Source organism: Streptomyces sp. NPDC005181 (assembly GCF_040608395.1).
Classification (GTDB): domain Bacteria; phylum Actinomycetota; class Actinomycetes; order Streptomycetales; family Streptomycetaceae; genus Streptomyces.
Window position 1 is genome coordinate 1 of record NZ_JBEXID010000121.1, and the last position, 14,264, is coordinate 14,264.

The 14,264-nt window shown below is 70.4% G+C and carries 12 protein-coding genes and 1 pseudogene; 8 read left to right on the plus strand and 5 right to left on the minus strand.

Annotation, left to right across the window (positions count from 1 at the left end; translation table 11 throughout):
• Positions 1-111 precede the first annotated feature (111 nt).
• Complete coding sequence (locus ABZV38_RS36165) at positions 112-2,172, minus strand: phosphocholine-specific phospholipase C (RefSeq protein WP_356332690.1); 2,061 nt, start codon at positions 2,170-2,172, stop codon at positions 112-114.
• Positions 2,173-2,400: 228 nt separating this feature from the next.
• Here ABZV38_RS36165 and ABZV38_RS36170 point away from each other — a divergent pair, with 228 nt between their 5' ends.
• Complete coding sequence (locus ABZV38_RS36170) at positions 2,401-2,751, plus strand: pentapeptide repeat-containing protein (protein WP_356332692.1); 351 nt, start codon at positions 2,401-2,403, stop codon at positions 2,749-2,751.
• A gap of 132 nt (positions 2,752-2,883) precedes the next feature.
• Here the strand turns inward: ABZV38_RS36170 and ABZV38_RS36175 are convergent, their stop codons facing one another.
• On the minus strand, positions 2,884-3,705 hold the full coding sequence (locus ABZV38_RS36175; protein WP_356332693.1) for a GntR family transcriptional regulator: 822 nt from the start codon (positions 3,703-3,705) through the stop codon (positions 2,884-2,886).
• Positions 3,706-3,939: 234 nt separating this feature from the next.
• On the opposite strand from ABZV38_RS36175, the gene ABZV38_RS36180 reads away from it, so the two are divergent.
• From ABZV38_RS36180 to ABZV38_RS36200, 5 genes and pseudogenes are all read left to right on the plus strand, one after another.
• Entirely contained in the window at positions 3,940-5,094 is a 1,155-nt protein-coding gene (locus tag ABZV38_RS36180) for an extracellular solute-binding protein (RefSeq protein WP_356332694.1), read from the plus strand.
• On the plus strand, positions 5,091-5,996 hold the full coding sequence (locus ABZV38_RS36185; RefSeq protein ID WP_356332695.1) for an ABC transporter permease subunit: 906 nt from the start codon (positions 5,091-5,093) through the stop codon (positions 5,994-5,996). Before ABZV38_RS36180 ends, ABZV38_RS36185 begins: the two co-directional genes overlap by 4 nt.
• On the plus strand, positions 5,984-6,817 hold the full coding sequence (locus tag ABZV38_RS36190) for an ABC transporter permease subunit (RefSeq protein WP_356332696.1): 834 nt from the start codon (positions 5,984-5,986) through the stop codon (positions 6,815-6,817). The genes ABZV38_RS36185 and ABZV38_RS36190 overlap by 13 nt, the downstream gene beginning before the upstream one ends.
• Positions 6,818-6,825: 8 nt before the next feature.
• Positions 6,826-7,908, plus strand: coding sequence for an ABC transporter ATP-binding protein (locus ABZV38_RS36195; RefSeq protein WP_356332697.1), 1,083 nt, complete (start codon positions 6,826-6,828; stop codon positions 7,906-7,908).
• A gap of 99 nt (positions 7,909-8,007) precedes the next feature.
• Positions 8,008-8,664 (plus strand): annotated as a pseudogene (locus ABZV38_RS36200) (HAD family phosphatase); the annotation flags it as partial.
• Between the two features lie 481 nt (positions 8,665-9,145).
• Here the strand turns inward: ABZV38_RS36200 and ABZV38_RS36205 are convergent.
• Together ABZV38_RS36205 and ABZV38_RS36210 are read right to left on the minus strand one after the other, a co-directional pair.
• Positions 9,146-10,540 (minus strand): hypothetical protein, encoded by a 1,395-nt coding sequence (locus tag ABZV38_RS36205; RefSeq protein ID WP_356332698.1) that lies wholly within the window; start codon positions 10,538-10,540, stop codon positions 9,146-9,148.
• 33 nt (positions 10,541-10,573) lie between these two features.
• Positions 10,574-11,875: a hypothetical protein gene (locus ABZV38_RS36210; RefSeq protein WP_356332699.1), complete on the minus strand. Its 1,302-nt coding sequence runs from the start codon at positions 11,873-11,875 to the stop codon at positions 10,574-10,576.
• 246 nt (positions 11,876-12,121) lie between these two features.
• On the opposite strand from ABZV38_RS36210, the gene ABZV38_RS36215 reads away from it, so the two are divergent.
• On the plus strand, positions 12,122-12,877 hold the full coding sequence (locus tag ABZV38_RS36215; protein WP_356332700.1) for a hypothetical protein: 756 nt from the start codon (positions 12,122-12,124) through the stop codon (positions 12,875-12,877).
• 67 nt (positions 12,878-12,944) lie between these two features.
• Here ABZV38_RS36215 and ABZV38_RS36220 read toward each other — a convergent pair whose 3' ends face one another.
• Complete coding sequence (locus ABZV38_RS36220) at positions 12,945-13,094, minus strand: hypothetical protein (RefSeq protein ID WP_356332701.1); 150 nt, start codon at positions 13,092-13,094, stop codon at positions 12,945-12,947.
• 282 nt (positions 13,095-13,376) lie between these two features.
• On the opposite strand from ABZV38_RS36220, the gene ABZV38_RS36225 reads away from it, so the two are divergent.
• Positions 13,377-13,886 (plus strand): DinB family protein, encoded by a 510-nt coding sequence (locus ABZV38_RS36225; RefSeq protein ID WP_356332702.1) that lies wholly within the window; start codon positions 13,377-13,379, stop codon positions 13,884-13,886.
• Positions 13,887-14,264: the final 378 nt, after the last annotated feature.

Consider the following 14,264-nt stretch of genomic DNA (forward strand, 5'->3'; position numbering starts at 1 on the left):
CGGTCGCGCCACGGAGGGCTTCGCATCATCGGTTTGCGGCCTGCCGTGGGGTGCGCGCCGCCGGCCGCGGCCCGGTGGCACCGGGCCGCGGCCGGAACGTGGCGAGCGGGGTCAGCGGGTCGCGATGGCCGGGTCGCTGGTGCTCGCGCGGCCGCTTTCCACGTGGGCGGCCAGGCGGCGCACAAAGGTGCTGTCGTGGTCGGCGGTCACGGTCAGGTCGTACCAGCCATGGGTGCGCTCGGTCTCCGCCGCGTGCACCACGTGGGCGCCGGGGCGCAGCCGGTAAGTGGCCGGCTTGTGCTTGCCGTACTCGTCCTTGACCGTGAGCGTGACAGTGCTGTGGCCGTCGTTGGTCAGGACCAGGCGCACGGCGCCGCCGTTGCCGTCGTGGCGGGCGCTGACCTCGGGGCCTGCGGCGGTGACCCGGCCGGCGAAGTGGCGCAGGAAGCCGTTGGGCCCGTGCACGGTGAAGTCGTAGGCGCCGTGGGAGTCCGCGGAGACGTGCCAGTCTCCGGAGAGCGAGTGCCCCGAGCCGACGGTGTACGTCCACGGGCCGGAGGTGTCCGTCGCGGAGGTGACCAGGAAGCCGGCACCGGCCTTGCCGTGGGAGGCGAAGTCGATCCGCAGCGAGCCTGTGGTGCCGACCTTGCCGTCGGCCACGAGGTCGTACGGGATGGGCCGGGCGGGGCGCAGACCGTGCTCCTGACGGGGCAGCGCGCCCTTCGCCGGCGGCGTCGGCACGTAGTCGGGGTGCCGGTCGCCGTCCGGCGGCAGGTAGCCGGTGGTGTCGGGCAGGTGCGGCGTGCGGTTGTCCTTGTGCCGGAAGTCGAACGCCGTGGTCAGGTCGCCGCAGACCGCGCGGCGCCAGGGGGAGATGTTGGGCTCCGTCACGCCGAAGCGGCGCTCCATGAACTGGATGATCGAGGTGTGGTCGAAGGTCTGGGAGCAGACGTAGCCGCCCTTGCTCCACGGCGACACCACGAACATCGGAACGCGCTGGCCCAGGCCGTACGACCCCGCCGGGCGGCCGCTGTCGCCCGCGTACAGGTCGCCGCTGACGTCGACGGTGGACCTGCCCTGCGCGGCCGAGCCGGCCGGGAAGGGCGGCACGACATGGTCGAAGAAGCCGTCGTTCTCGTCGTAGGTGATGAACAGCGCTGTCTTGCTCCACACCTCAGGGTTGGAGGTGAGCGCGTCCAGAACCTGCGAGATGTACCAGGCGCCGTAGTTGGCGGGCCAGTTCGGGTGCTCGGTGAAGGCCTCGGGCGCGACGATCCACGAGACCTCGGGCAGTTTGCCGGCCTTCACGTCGGCACGGAGGATGTCGAAGAATCCCTCGCCCTTGCGCGCGTCGGTACCGGTGCGGGCCTTGTCGTACAGCGGGTCGCCGGGCTTGGCATTGCGGTACTGGTTGAAGTACAGCAGCGAGTTGTCGCCGTAGTTGCCGCGGTAGGCGTCCCCGATCCAGCCCCAGCCGCCGTCCGCGTCCAGGCCGTCGCCGATGTCCTGGTAGATCTTCCAGGAGACGCCGGCGTTCTCCAGGCGCTCCGGGTATGTGGTCCAGGCGTAGCCGGCCTCGTCGTTGCCGAGGACCGGGCCACCGCCCTTGCCGTCGTTGCCGGTGTAACCCGTCCACATGTAGTAGCGGTTCGGGTCGGTGGATCCCATGAACGAGCAGTGGTAGGCGTCGCAGACCGTGAAAGTGTCGGCGAGCGCGTAGTGGAACGGGATGTCCTCACGGGTCAGGTGCGCCATCGTCGTGGCGGACTTGGCCGGGATCCACTTGTCGTACTTGCCCTTGTTGACGGCGGCCTGGGTGTCGTTCCAGCCGTGCGGCAGGTCCTCGAGGAATGCCAGACCGAGATCCTCGGCGTCCGGGTGGAAGGGCAGGATCTCCTTGGTGCCGTCCGACTGGTACCAGACCGGCTTGCCGCTCGGCAGCGTCACCGGGTGCGGATCCCCGAAACCCCGGACACCGCGCAGCGCGCCGAGGTAGTGGTCGAAGGAACGGTTCTCCTGCATCAGGACGACGATGTGCTCGATGTCCTTGATGGAGCCCGTCCTGCGGTGCGCGGGTATCTCCGCGGCGCGAGCGATGCTGGTGGACAGAGCGGACAGAGCTGCAGTGCCGCCCGCAAGTTGCATGAACCGTCTGCGGTCAATGGCATTCATGAAGGGCATGTCTCCCGGAAAATCCGTGGGCCGTAGAGTGTGCAGCGGCCAGCATTGCTCAACTTGTTCAAACAAGTGGCGGCGGAGAAGCGAACCATTCGGGAAACCTGTCCCAACCCGGCCCGTAACCGGCGGCAGGGCGGACTGACTCCATGAACCGTCTCGGACACGGAGAACACCCAGCCAGGACACCGAAGTTCTCCCTGGCCGCGGTGTTGGGCGCGGCAGATGCGCTGCCGCGCCCGGGGCCGGGCGCCAATCCTGCGCCCACCACCACCGCCCACTGGACGGCGCACAGCGTGTGGGCCCTGGGCGCCGGCTAATCCGGCCGCGGCTGACCTCTCCCGCGCAGTGCTGGGCTGGGCAGACCTCCCCTACGCTCGACCGGACCGGGCAATCCTCACCTGCACCCGGCTGCAGGGAGCCACTCCGACCGGCGCAGGCGCGGCGCACCTCACCCGCGTCTGGCGGCACACCGCGAAGGTCAGCGGAAGGCCCGCAGTACGGCACTCCGAAATCGCGAGCACTCTTCAGGAGGCCACGGACGAGCTGGAGCTCTCCTGCTGTCTCGCTGCGTGAAGCGTTCCTCCTGCCGAGGCCGGGCCGGAGGTGCTGGGCGGAGGACGTCGACAGGCCTTCCACCGAAGGCACCGCCGCCGCGCGAATCCGGCAGCGCGTGCACGTGCCAGACGTCGCAGGGCAGGCGGGACGTTACGGCCACGCCTGGGCCCGGTGGTCGAGACCGGGTGCGACACCGGTCCCGCGGTCACCGTCTGCCTTCGCCGGACTCGCGCCCGGGCCCGTCTGGCGGGCCAGTGCGTTGTTGCCTATCGAGTTGTGGACGCTGAAGCTCACTGCGTCGGATCGGTACCGGTCGTCGGACCACTCGACCGGGCGGCCCTCGCGGGTGGTCGTGACCCGGCGCACCCGCAGCAGCGGACTCGTCCGGCGCACACCCAGCAGTTCGGCGTCCTGCGCGCCCGCCGCGACCGCGTCGATCAGATGCTCGCCGTACGCGAAGACCAATCCTGTGTCTGCGAACAGCCGTTGCGTCACTGACGGGCAGTCCGCCTCGATGCGCTCCACAGCCGGGGCGATCCAGTCCGCGTACACCGTCCGTTCCAGCAGCACCGGCTCTCCGTCCAGGCCGCGCAGCCGCAGGACGTGGAGCACCGGCACGCCGACCGGCATCTGGAGGCGTACCGAGTCCTGGGCGGTCGTGGGGCGGTACTCCGAGGAGACCACCCGGCCCGTCGCCGTACGGCCCATCGCGCGCGCCCACTGGGCGAAGCTGCGCAGCTCGGCGAAGCTCTGATTGCGGCGACTGGCGAGCACCACGCGCCGCGCGCCCTGGCGGGACCCGATCAGACCTTCCGACGTCAGGGCGGCGACGGCCTGGCGGACGGTGCCGCGCGAGACGCCGTAGCGGGCAGCGAGTTCTGTCTCGGGGAGCAGCCGACTGCCCACCGCGTACTCCTCGCGATCGATCGCCTGGCGCAACTCCTCGGCAATCTCCTCATGTCGGGCTGCCATGGTCCCCTCTCGTGCTGTGCGCAGTGTGCAGATGAACCAGCCTAGACGAGACGGGGAGGGGACCGTTCCCCTGGAAGGCATCCGGCGAGTGTCCAAAAGAATGGGGGTCGAAGTTGCTCCCTTGTTCACCGAGGCGACATGGAGGGCGTGCCTACTGGGGCCAACTTGTTCAAACAAGTTCTCTGTCGAGCCCCCGCGGGAACCGCCGTCCGGGGCGCCACCCCAGGAGAGATCGTGACCGTGTCCCTGCCCAGGATCGCCGTCCTCACCGGCGGCCTCGCCGTCGCCGCACTCAGCCTCAGCGCCTGTGGCGCAGCCACCAGCCAGTCCGCTGCCACCCCCGACGGCAAGATGGCCGCCACCGCAACCTCCGCGACGGACTTCGGCGGCATGGACGGCCTCGTTGCCGCGGCGAAGAAGGAGGGCACGCTGCACGCCATGGCTCTGCCCCGCGACTGGGCCAACTATGGCGCGCTGATCGACGGCTTCACCAAGAAGTACGGCATCAAGATCGAGGTCGAGAACCCCGACGGCAGCAGTCAGGACGAGATCAACGCGGTCACCTCGCGCAAGGGCCAGGACCGTGCCCCCGACGTGCTGGACCTCGGCAGCTCGTTCGCGCTGAGCGGGGCCCAGCAGGGACTGTTCGCGCCGTACAAGGTCGCCTCGTACGACGACATCCCGGCCGCGCAGAAGGACCCGCAGGCGCGCTGGTACAACGACTACGGCGGCTACGTCTCCATCGGCTGCGACGCCAAGCGCGTCAAGCACTGCCCCACCACCTTCAAGGACCTCCTCAAGCCCGAGTACAAGGGCCAGGTCGCGCTCAACGGCAACCCGACCAAGTCCGGCTCCGCGTTCGGCGGCGTCTACGCGGCGGCCCTGGCGAACGGCGGTTCCCTCGACGAGATCCAGCCGGGACTGGACTTCTTCGCCAAGCTGAAGAAGAACGGCAACTACACGCCGGTCGAGTCGACCCCGGCAACCGTCGAGAAGGGCGAGACGCCCATCAGCATCGACTGGGACTACCTCAACGCCGGCTATGCCGACGAGTTCAAGGGCAAGGGGATCGACTGGAAGGTCTCCGTCCCGTCCGACGGCCAGTACGCGCAGTACTACTCGCAGGCCGTCACCAAGGACGCACCGCACCCCGCCGCCGCCCGCCTGTGGCAGGAGTACCTGTACAGCGTTGAGGGGCAGAACCTGTGGCTCAAGGGCTATGCCCGCCCGGTACTGATGCCCGCCATGGAGCAGGCCGGGACGGTCGACAAGGACGCCGCCGCCAAGCTGCCCAAGGTCTCCGGCGCGATCGCGTTCCCGACCGAGGCGCAGCAGAACAAGGCCAAGGGCGTCATCGCCCAGGGCTGGGGCAAGGCCGTCTCGGGATGACCTCCGGCATGACTGTCACCTCTGCGCCGACCCGCGCCGACGCCGCGCCCTCCGGGCGGCGGCGCCGGCGCGCCGGGTGGCTCGCCGTCGTTCCGTTGCTCGTCTTCGTGGCGATCGCCTTCGGGATCCCGGCCCTGGCCATGCTGAACGGCGCCTTCACCGTCAAGGACCCGGCCACCGGCGCCACGTCCTACACGACCGCCAATATGACGGCGTCGCTGCACGGCGCCTATCTGACGGCGCTCCTGGGCAGCGTCAAGCTGTCCGCCGTCTCGGCGGCGATCGGTGTGCTTCTCGGGCTGCTGCTCGCCCAGGCCGTGGTGGTCTCCCGCTTCCGCGCACTGCGCGAGGCCGTACTCACCGCCTCCGGGGTGCTCGCGAACTTCGGCGGTGTCCCGCTCGCCTTCGCCTTTGTCGCGACGCTCGGCAACTCCGGCGTCCTCACACGCCACCTGGGCCTCGCCGACACGGGCTGGACCCTGTACAGCTTCTGGGGCCTGACCCTCACGTACCTCTATTTCCTGATCCCGCTGATGGTCCTCACCATCACGCCCGCCCTCGACGGGCTGCGCTCCCAGTGGCGCGAAGCCGCACAGAACAACGGCGCCACACATGCCCAGTACTGGCGGCACGTCGCCCTGCCGGTGCTCGCGCCGTCGTTGCTCGGCGGTCTGGTGCTGCTGTTCGGCAGCGCGTTCGCCGCCTATGCCACCGCCGCCGCGATGGTCGGTAGCTCGGTCCCGCTGGTCACCCTGCAGATCGCCGACGCCATCTCCGGCAACGTCCTGGTCGGCCAGGAGAACGTGGCTCTGGCACTCAGCCTCGACATGGTCCTCGTCGCGGGCCTGGTGATGGCCGTGTACCTGCCCCTGCAACGACGGAGCGCGCGATGGCTCGCCTGAACACCACCTTCCGCCCCGGGCGGGCCGCGGTCCTCGCCGTCGCCGGGCTCTACTTCCTGGTGCCGCTGGCAGCCTCCGTGATCTTCACGGTCGACGTGCCGGGTCAGGGCCTGAACGTCGACGCGTACGCGCGGATCCTCGGCACCGACGGCTTCCTGCCCAGCCTGGCGCTCTCCCTCGAACTGGCCGCCGCCACGATCGCCGTTGTTCTGCTGCTGATGGTGCCCGCCATGGTCGCGTTGCGGCTCGGTGCACCGCGACTGCGGCCCGTCGTCGAGGTCGTCTGCTCGCTGCCGCTGATCGTCCCGCCGATCGCGTTCGTCGCCGGGATCGGAACGGTCCTCAAGTGGGGTCCCGAGTACCTCTCGGCGACGCCGCTCTTCCAGACATTCGTCGCGCTCCAGAACCCGGACTTCCCGGTCGTGCTCGTCCTCGCCTACGTCGTGATGGCTCTGCCGTTCGTCCACCGTGCCCTCGACGCTGGGCTGCGCGCGGTCGACGTGCGCACGCTCGTCGAGGCCGCCCGCAGCTGCGGCGCGGGCTGGCCGCAGGCCCTCGTCCGCGCGGTGCTGCCGAATCTCCGCGGCGCGCTGCTGAACGCGGCGTTCCTCACGCTGGCACTCGTGCTGGGCGAGTTCACGGTCGCCCAGCTCCTCGGCTTCCAGCCATTCGCCGTCTGGATCTACAGCATCGGCGGCTCACAGGCCCAGATGTCCGTCGCCGTGTCCGTGCTCAGCCTGTTCCTCACCTGGGCACTCCTCCTGGCGGTCGCCACCCTCGGCAGCCGCCGCGCCCCCTCCCGTACCGCCTCCCAGGGATGACCCTCACCATGACGATCACCACGCTGGAGAAGGCCGCCACGACCGGCGGCGCAACGGTCGAATTCCGCGGTATGCGCCGCACGTTCGGCGCGACCGTCGCCCTCGACGGCCTCGACCTGACCGCGCGGCCCGGTGAACTCCTCGCCCTGCTCGGCCCGTCCGGCTGCGGCAAGACCACCGCACTGCGCCTGCTCGCCGGCTTCGAGCACCCGGACTCCGGCGAAGTCCTCGTCGACGGCGAGGACGTGACCCGGGTGCCTGCCCACCGCCGCGACGCCGGGATGGTCTTCCAGTCGTACAGCCTCTTCCCGCACCTAAGCGCGCTCGACAACGTCGCGTTCGGCATGCGCATGCGCAAGGTGCGAACGGCCGAGCGGCGCGCCCGCGCCGCCGAGCTGCTGGAGCTGGTCGGCCTCGCGAACGCGGGCGAACGCTTCCCGCACCAGCTCTCCGGCGGACAGCAGCAGCGCATCGCGCTCGCCCGCGCGCTCGCGCTGCGCCCGCGGGTCCTGTTGCTCGACGAGCCGCTGTCCGCGCTCGACGCCAAGGTACGGCTGACGCTCCGCGAGGAGATCCGCCGCCTGCAGCAGGAACTCGCGATCACCACCCTATTTGTGACGCATGATCAGGAAGAGGCACTCTCGATGGCCGACCGGGTCGCCGTGATGCGCGCGGGGCGGCTGGAGCAGTGCGCGGCCCCCGCCGAGCTGTACGCGCGGCCCGCCACTGCGTTCGTCGCCGAGTTCGTCGGCACCATGAGCCGGATCCCAGGCGTCCTCGACGCCGAGCGCGCGACGGTGACGGTCCTGGGACGACGGCTGCCCGTGGACGGCGAGCCGTGCGAGGGTAACGACGTGGACGTCCTCGTACGACCCGAGGCCGTCCGGCTCGCCGCGGACGGCACCGGCGGCGCCCAGGTCGTCGCCACCGCCTTCCTCGGCGCCGTCACCCGCGTCACCGTCCGCCTCGCCGACGGCACCGAGGTCAAGGCCGACCTGCAGACGCACGAGGCGGCGGCACTCGCCCCGGGCACCGCCGTGACCGTGACCCTCCCCGACCGGCCGGTGCTGGTCGCGGCGCGCCGCAGCTGAGCCCCGGCGCCGGCAGGACCCGAATGCCCGCAGGGCGGCTGCTGCTGCCCTGCGGTATGCCAGCACCCGCACTACGTCGACCCGCTGAAAGAGACCTCCGTGACGGACCCCCGCACCACCCCCGTCCAGCCACCCCTGCTGAAGGCCGTGCTCTTCGACATGGACGGCACCCTCGTGGACACCGAGCAGCTGTGGTGGGGAGCCGTCGACAAGGTGGCCGCCGGGCTGGGGTACGCGCTCACGGAAGCCGACCAGCCCGATGTGCTGGGCCGCCCCGTGGAACACACGGCGAAGGCACTGGGACGGGCCGCCGGCGCGCCGGTCGACGCGGTCGCCGCCGAGCTCCACCGGGAGTTCGCGGCCCGGGTGCGCGCCGACGTCGTGCCGCGCCCCGGCGCAGTCGAACTGCTCGTGGCGCTGCGCAGCGAGGGCGTTCCCACCGCCCTTGTCACGGCCTCGCCGCGGCACGTCGCCGACACCGTCGTGAAGGCCCTGGAGTCGCTGGGCGCGGGCCGGTTCACCACCACGGTCACCGCCGACGACACACTCCGCACGAAACCCGACCCCGACCCGTACCTCGCCGCCTGCCGAGCCCTGGGTGTGGCCCCGGCCGCCTGTGTGGCCGTGGAGGACACTCCCACCGGCGTCGCCTCGGCGGAGGCGGCGGGCTGCCACGTCCTCGCGGTCCCGTCCGTCGCTCCGATCGAACCGGCCGCCCGGCGCACCGTTCTCGGGAGCCTGGAGGAGGCGTCCCCAGGGCTGCTGAGTGCGCTGGTGCGCACCGGGGCGCCGGGGCCGCGTGCGCTCAGCGAGCCGACGCCGGCTCAGGGGACGCGTGTCCCGGGTGGTCCGACGGCACATCCGGCCTTGCGCCTCCCGCCAAGCGCCGCCATGCCCCGCCACCGCGCCATCGGGCCGGGAGCGTGACCCGGCCTTCGATGCCGCCCTCACCCGGACCCCGCGCTCCTCATCGGTGATCCTTTTCACGTGCCGGAGGGGAATGTCGACGAGGCTCGGTGGTGTCCCCTACGACGCGCCGCCGATACCCACACGTGCCACCCAGGCACAGAGCGGCAGAACTCCAAGTGGTCGGTGGGATAACTTCGGCAATTGAGCTTTTCTCAACGGTGATCACACCACGTGGCGGCGATCCATGGACTGACTGCATGTCAGCAACAGATTCTGGCTCAAGTGCTGTGGAGCCGGCCGTGAGGGCACAGATCGGTCTGTACGGTTCTCAGTCCAGTACGAGCAGCGTCTCCCGCTGCACGGGGGCAGCGGTCACCTGGGGGGCCTCGACCTCGACGAGCCAGAGCCCCGGAGGCGCCGTGAACTCGGCGCGGTAGCCGCCTTCACCGTCCGGGAGCAACCGGCGGCGCCCCAGGATCTCCCCTGTGCCGGGCGCCAGCAGACGGCCCTCCAGGAAGAGACCGGTCTCCTCCGAGACGGCCGCCACCTCAATCGGCCCGCCCTCGCCCACGGCCTCAGGCACATCGATACCGAAGCCGACACCCATGGTCTGGTAGGGGCGGTGCTCCAGTGCGTCATAGCGGTCCTGCAACTGCCGGTGGAGCAGAGCGTTGTTGGGCAAGGCCGTGTGCCCGAGCCTGAACCAGTCCACTCGTGCGCCGTTCTCCCATTCCGGAGGCGTGGCCGACAGGCACGCGACGGTGCCGTCGCCCTGCCACCGCCGGTCTCCCTCGAATCGGTCGGCGTAATGGACGGTGCCCGCCGACAAGCGCACCAACACATCCGTCGGCTCGCCGCGGCCACCCACGGGGAAGAGCTGATAGGCCTCCGGCCTGCCTGCGGCCCGGTCCGCCTCGGCGTTCTTGCGTGTGTGCTCCTCCAGTTCCCGGCGCAGGGCGAAGGCGTCCCGCACCATCGCGCTGTCCAGGTCCGGGATCGGGACCGAATCGAGCCGAGTGCCGTCCGGATGGCCCTCCACACACTGATACGTGGGCAGGAGCTGGTGCACCGACGGCATGCTGCGTGCGGCAGTGACCAGCCGCGTGCGAAGGCGATCGGGCACGCGCAGCAGCTTCCTGCCCGGCAAGTTGCCGGTCAGGGCCTGTACGGCCTTGACGGCACCCGCGTACGGAGTGCCGATCGTCACCATGGAGCGGGCGATCTCGCGACCGCCGAGCACTTCCAGGTAGTACCGCGTGACCAGACCGCCCATGGAGTGGCAGACAAAGACGACCTTCGGCTCCTCCGGGTCGCCGCAAGCCCTGCGCTGCGTGCGCCAGCGCTCCAGCTCCCGCTCGACGAATGCCCGCAGCCGTCGGGCAGAGTGCCGGTTCGACAGCCGCCAGTCGTAGGGGAAGACCACGACCCGGCCTTCGAGCAGTTCCCCGAGGTGACGGGCGAGTTTCTTGTACGCCACATGGGGCATCAGCCCCGGCCAGATGCGCGGCTCTCGCAGCAGGTCACTGGCGGTCAGGACATGGGGCGGTTCGGGCTCCTCGTCCCCCAGGCCCGGCGGCAGTGTCAGCTGCTGGAAATAGCGCTCCATGTCGAACAGCACGCGGCCGGCCACCCCGGGCGTCAGGTTCCACGTGTCTCTCCCGTCGGCGTCGCGAAGCACGCTGCCCAGCACACCCGGGACGAAGACCACCAGGTCATGCGCCATGTTCTCTCTCCTTCTGCAGTCGGGAGCCGCCGATCAGACACGGCGCTCGTCAAGTCGCAACAGATCCATGCGTTCCAGCCCCACAGCCGCGACGAGCAGCCCCGCCTCGCTGGGCGCCGCCAGCACTCCATACACCTCGAAGCCGCGGTCCGTGACCGGTCGGTCCTCCGGCTGTCTGTCGACGACCCATTCGTGGACGACTCGGGAGCGGCAGGCCGCCACGACAACGAGTTGTCCTGATGCAGTCGTGCGGAAGGCCAGGGAGCGGACATCGCCCAGGGTCTCCGTGAGCGGATACAGCACGCGCCGACCGCCCTCGGGGACCGGCTCCTCCACGGAGCCCGCGAAGACCCCGGCGGAGGTCGCGACCGCGAACCGGCGTCCTCCGGTGGTGTCGTGGGTTCCGGCCACGGCACGCGCGGGTCCGCCGCCCGGCAGTCTGAACCGGATCGGCGTGCCGGGCTCGGCTCCCTCCCAGACCCACACCGAGTCCCCTGCGGTGGCGATCAGGAAGGGGGCCGCGCCCGGCGTCTCGACGACCGCCAGGTGCTCGACCATCCCGGTCGTCACGTGAAGACCGTCGAGCGGCAGCCTTGTGGTGACGTCCCAGCGCCGGATGTAGCGGTCGTCCGCGGCAAGGACGCGTACCGCGCCGCCGGTGGTGGCCAGGGCCACCGCTCCCACTGTGCTGTCCTGCCGTGGGTCGAGGGGCAGGGTCACCGCCGCCTCGTCGGCCAGCCGCCTGACCCGCAGGCACGGTCCGTACGAGCTGTGCCGACCGCCGACGGCGAGCCAGATCTCCTGGTCCGGGGCAGCACGGAGATCCACCGAAGAGATGACGGACAGACCGCTCTCGTCACACAGATGCCGTCCGGCCAGATCCCATACCGCGGCCCGGTTTCCCGCGGCGAGCACGACAGCGCCCTCGCCCGGAGCCGTAATGGCCATCGCACCGGCGTGCTCGCTGCCGGGGCTCGGCACTCCGCGCCGCATGTCGGGAATCCCGGTGCCCCGTGCGGCCGCCGGCTCCCACACTCTGACCCGCGATCCGTCCGCCACGATCACCGTTCCCGTGTCGTCGGGAAGGAAGGAGACCGACGTCGGTCGCGAGCGGTGCCCCGTCAGCGCCGGAAGTTCGCCACCGTCGCGCAACCGCCACAACCGTACGGCCCCTCCGTCGACGGCGGACACCAAGAGCTCCCCGGCCCCTCGTCCCAGAGCGACGGACGATCCCGACGGGTTGCGCAGCGCGGCCTCGTGGACCTGCTCGGCATGCAGGCGGGCCCCGCCGACCATGCGCCATACGCGCAGCTGCGGCCGTGTGGAACCGACCATCGCGATGTACGGCTCCGCCCCGACGGAAGGCGGCGACCGCTGCCACCGCTCGCGTGCAGTAACAGGTCTGGTCTGAGACGCAGTTGGGGCGCCCGGGCGTAGGGATGCCGCTCTCGGTGCCGTGACGAGTGTGGAGGCCGCGATTGGGTAGGTCTTCGCCTGGTAGGCGCTGCCCGCCAGTTGGTCGGGCAGGTCGGAAGCCGCCGACGTGGGCCATCCATATTCCGGGTGGGGACGGGGGTCCGCATGCAATTCATCGAAGTGACCGAGCTGGCGGGGGTGCGCTCGGCGATCATACGGTTCCACGGGCGCCGAACGGAGCTCGGGTTCCTGCTCTTCCCGATGATTCACCTGGGCGAGGCGGGCTTCTACCAGGAGGTGGCGGCCCGGCTGCGCCGCTGTTGCGACCTAGTGATCGCGGAAGGTATCGGGGAGGGCTCGGCCGGCGCGGACGCCCTGGTGGCGTCGTACGCGCGGCTCGACGGGCACGAGCGGCTGGGGCTGGTCGTGCAGGACATCGACTTCGCCTCGCTCGGCGTTCCCGTGGTGTGCCCTGACATGGTGGGAGAGGAGTTCGAGGACCACTTCCGGCGCCTGCCGCTCAAGGAGCGGGCGGTGCTGGCCACGGTGGTCCCGGCCGTCACTGCGGGCATGCGGCTGTTCGGGACCCGTCGCTGGCTGGCCCGGCACCTGTCGTCCGACGACCTGCTGAGCGATGCCGAGGAGGCGGCGGCCGACTTCTGGCCGGGCCTGAACGACCTGGTCATGCGCCGCCGCGACCGGTTGCTCGTGCGAGCGCTCACGGACTTCCACCGCGCCTACGCGGAACGGACCGGTCCCTTCACCATCGGCGTCGTCTACGGCGCCGACCACATGCGCGCGGCGGCCAAAGCGCTGGCCGACCTCGGTTACCACGCAGCGGGCGGCGAGTGGGTGACGGTCTTTGCTCTGGACCCCCCGGACGGATTCGGCACGGCAGGAGCCCGGACCGGTTCGGCGTGAGCTCAGCGCGGGGACGGTGGACAGCGAAGAGCATGCGTGGGCATGCCTTCGGCAGCGTGAAGGTGCTTCAGTAGGGGCCGGCTTGCCTGCCACTGAGCGAAGTCTTCCCGGAGCCGGTGGAGCCGTTGCCGTCGAGTACAGCCACCCGCTCGATGATCGTGTCGAAACTGGCTCCGTGCTCCAGCAGTCGGTCGACCGCATGCAGGCTTTGCAGCACCCCAGTGCCTGGGCAGGATCCGGCGGCAGCGGTGCCTTGCGTCGGTCCTGAGCGTCGAGCATTGCTCACCGCATCGGCCAGCCGGGGCGGGTGAACCCGGTGGGTGATCGATTCCGAGGGGTGGGGGTAGCTTCGGCTGCGGGTGAGCGACGCCCCGTGCTGATTCCCGTGTCGTACGGCCCCTGCGGTGACAGCCAGTCCGGCGGACGGCTCTCCCCCCGGACAGCCGACGAAAGTGGATACTGGGCTCCGAAATACGGCCACGGACAAGGGGCACGACCAGTGACCAGTGACCATCGCATAGGGCCGCCCAGCTTTGGCAGCGAACGCGACATGCTGCGGGCTTTCCTCGACTACCACCGTGCGACCCTTGCCATGAAGTGCGAAGGGCTTACGGACGAGGAGCTGCGGCACCGGTCGATGGCGCCGTCGACGCTTACGCTGCTCGGTCTGGTACGGCACATGGCGGAGGTGGAACGCGCTTGGTTCCGTCGCGTGTTCGAGGACAACGACGTGCCACTGGTCTGGTCCGACAAGACCGACTTCCAGGCTGCCTACGACGCGGACGCGTCAACCAGGGATGAGGCGTTCGATGCCTGGGAGGCCGAGGTGGAGAACTCGCGCTGCATCGAGCGGGAGGCCGACTCCCTCGACCTCGCCGGGTACCAGCCACGATGGGGCGAGGAGGTTTCGCTGCGGATGGTGATGGTGCACGTCCTCCTCGAGTACGGCCGCCACAATGGACACGCGGACCTTCTGCGTGAGGGGCTCGACGGCACCGTGGGTGCCTGAATCCGCCGGAGGCACCGTCTCCGGCGGTCACAAAGCAGCCCAAGCCATCGCACTCGAAGGCCTCGCGCCCGCTGTGGTCCTCGAGGAGTCTCGGGCGGGACATGGGTCTTTGTCGGCAAGGGGGCCGGCCCATCGCGGCGAGCATCTGCTCAAAGGCGCGGCGCCCCGCCGCTGTCCGGTGGAGACAACCGGCCAGGGACACTTTGAGTAGCGCATACCAGCCTGACCGCCTGGGTGGATGGACGACCGGCGGCCTGGAGCAGCCTCAAGCAGCGATTCGGGCGGATGAGCTGCTGGGGTGCCTGAGGGCGAGGAGATCCCGTGCGGTCATCGTGTCCGCGATCCTCATGTGCGGTGCGGCCTCGGAGCAGCGGTGCT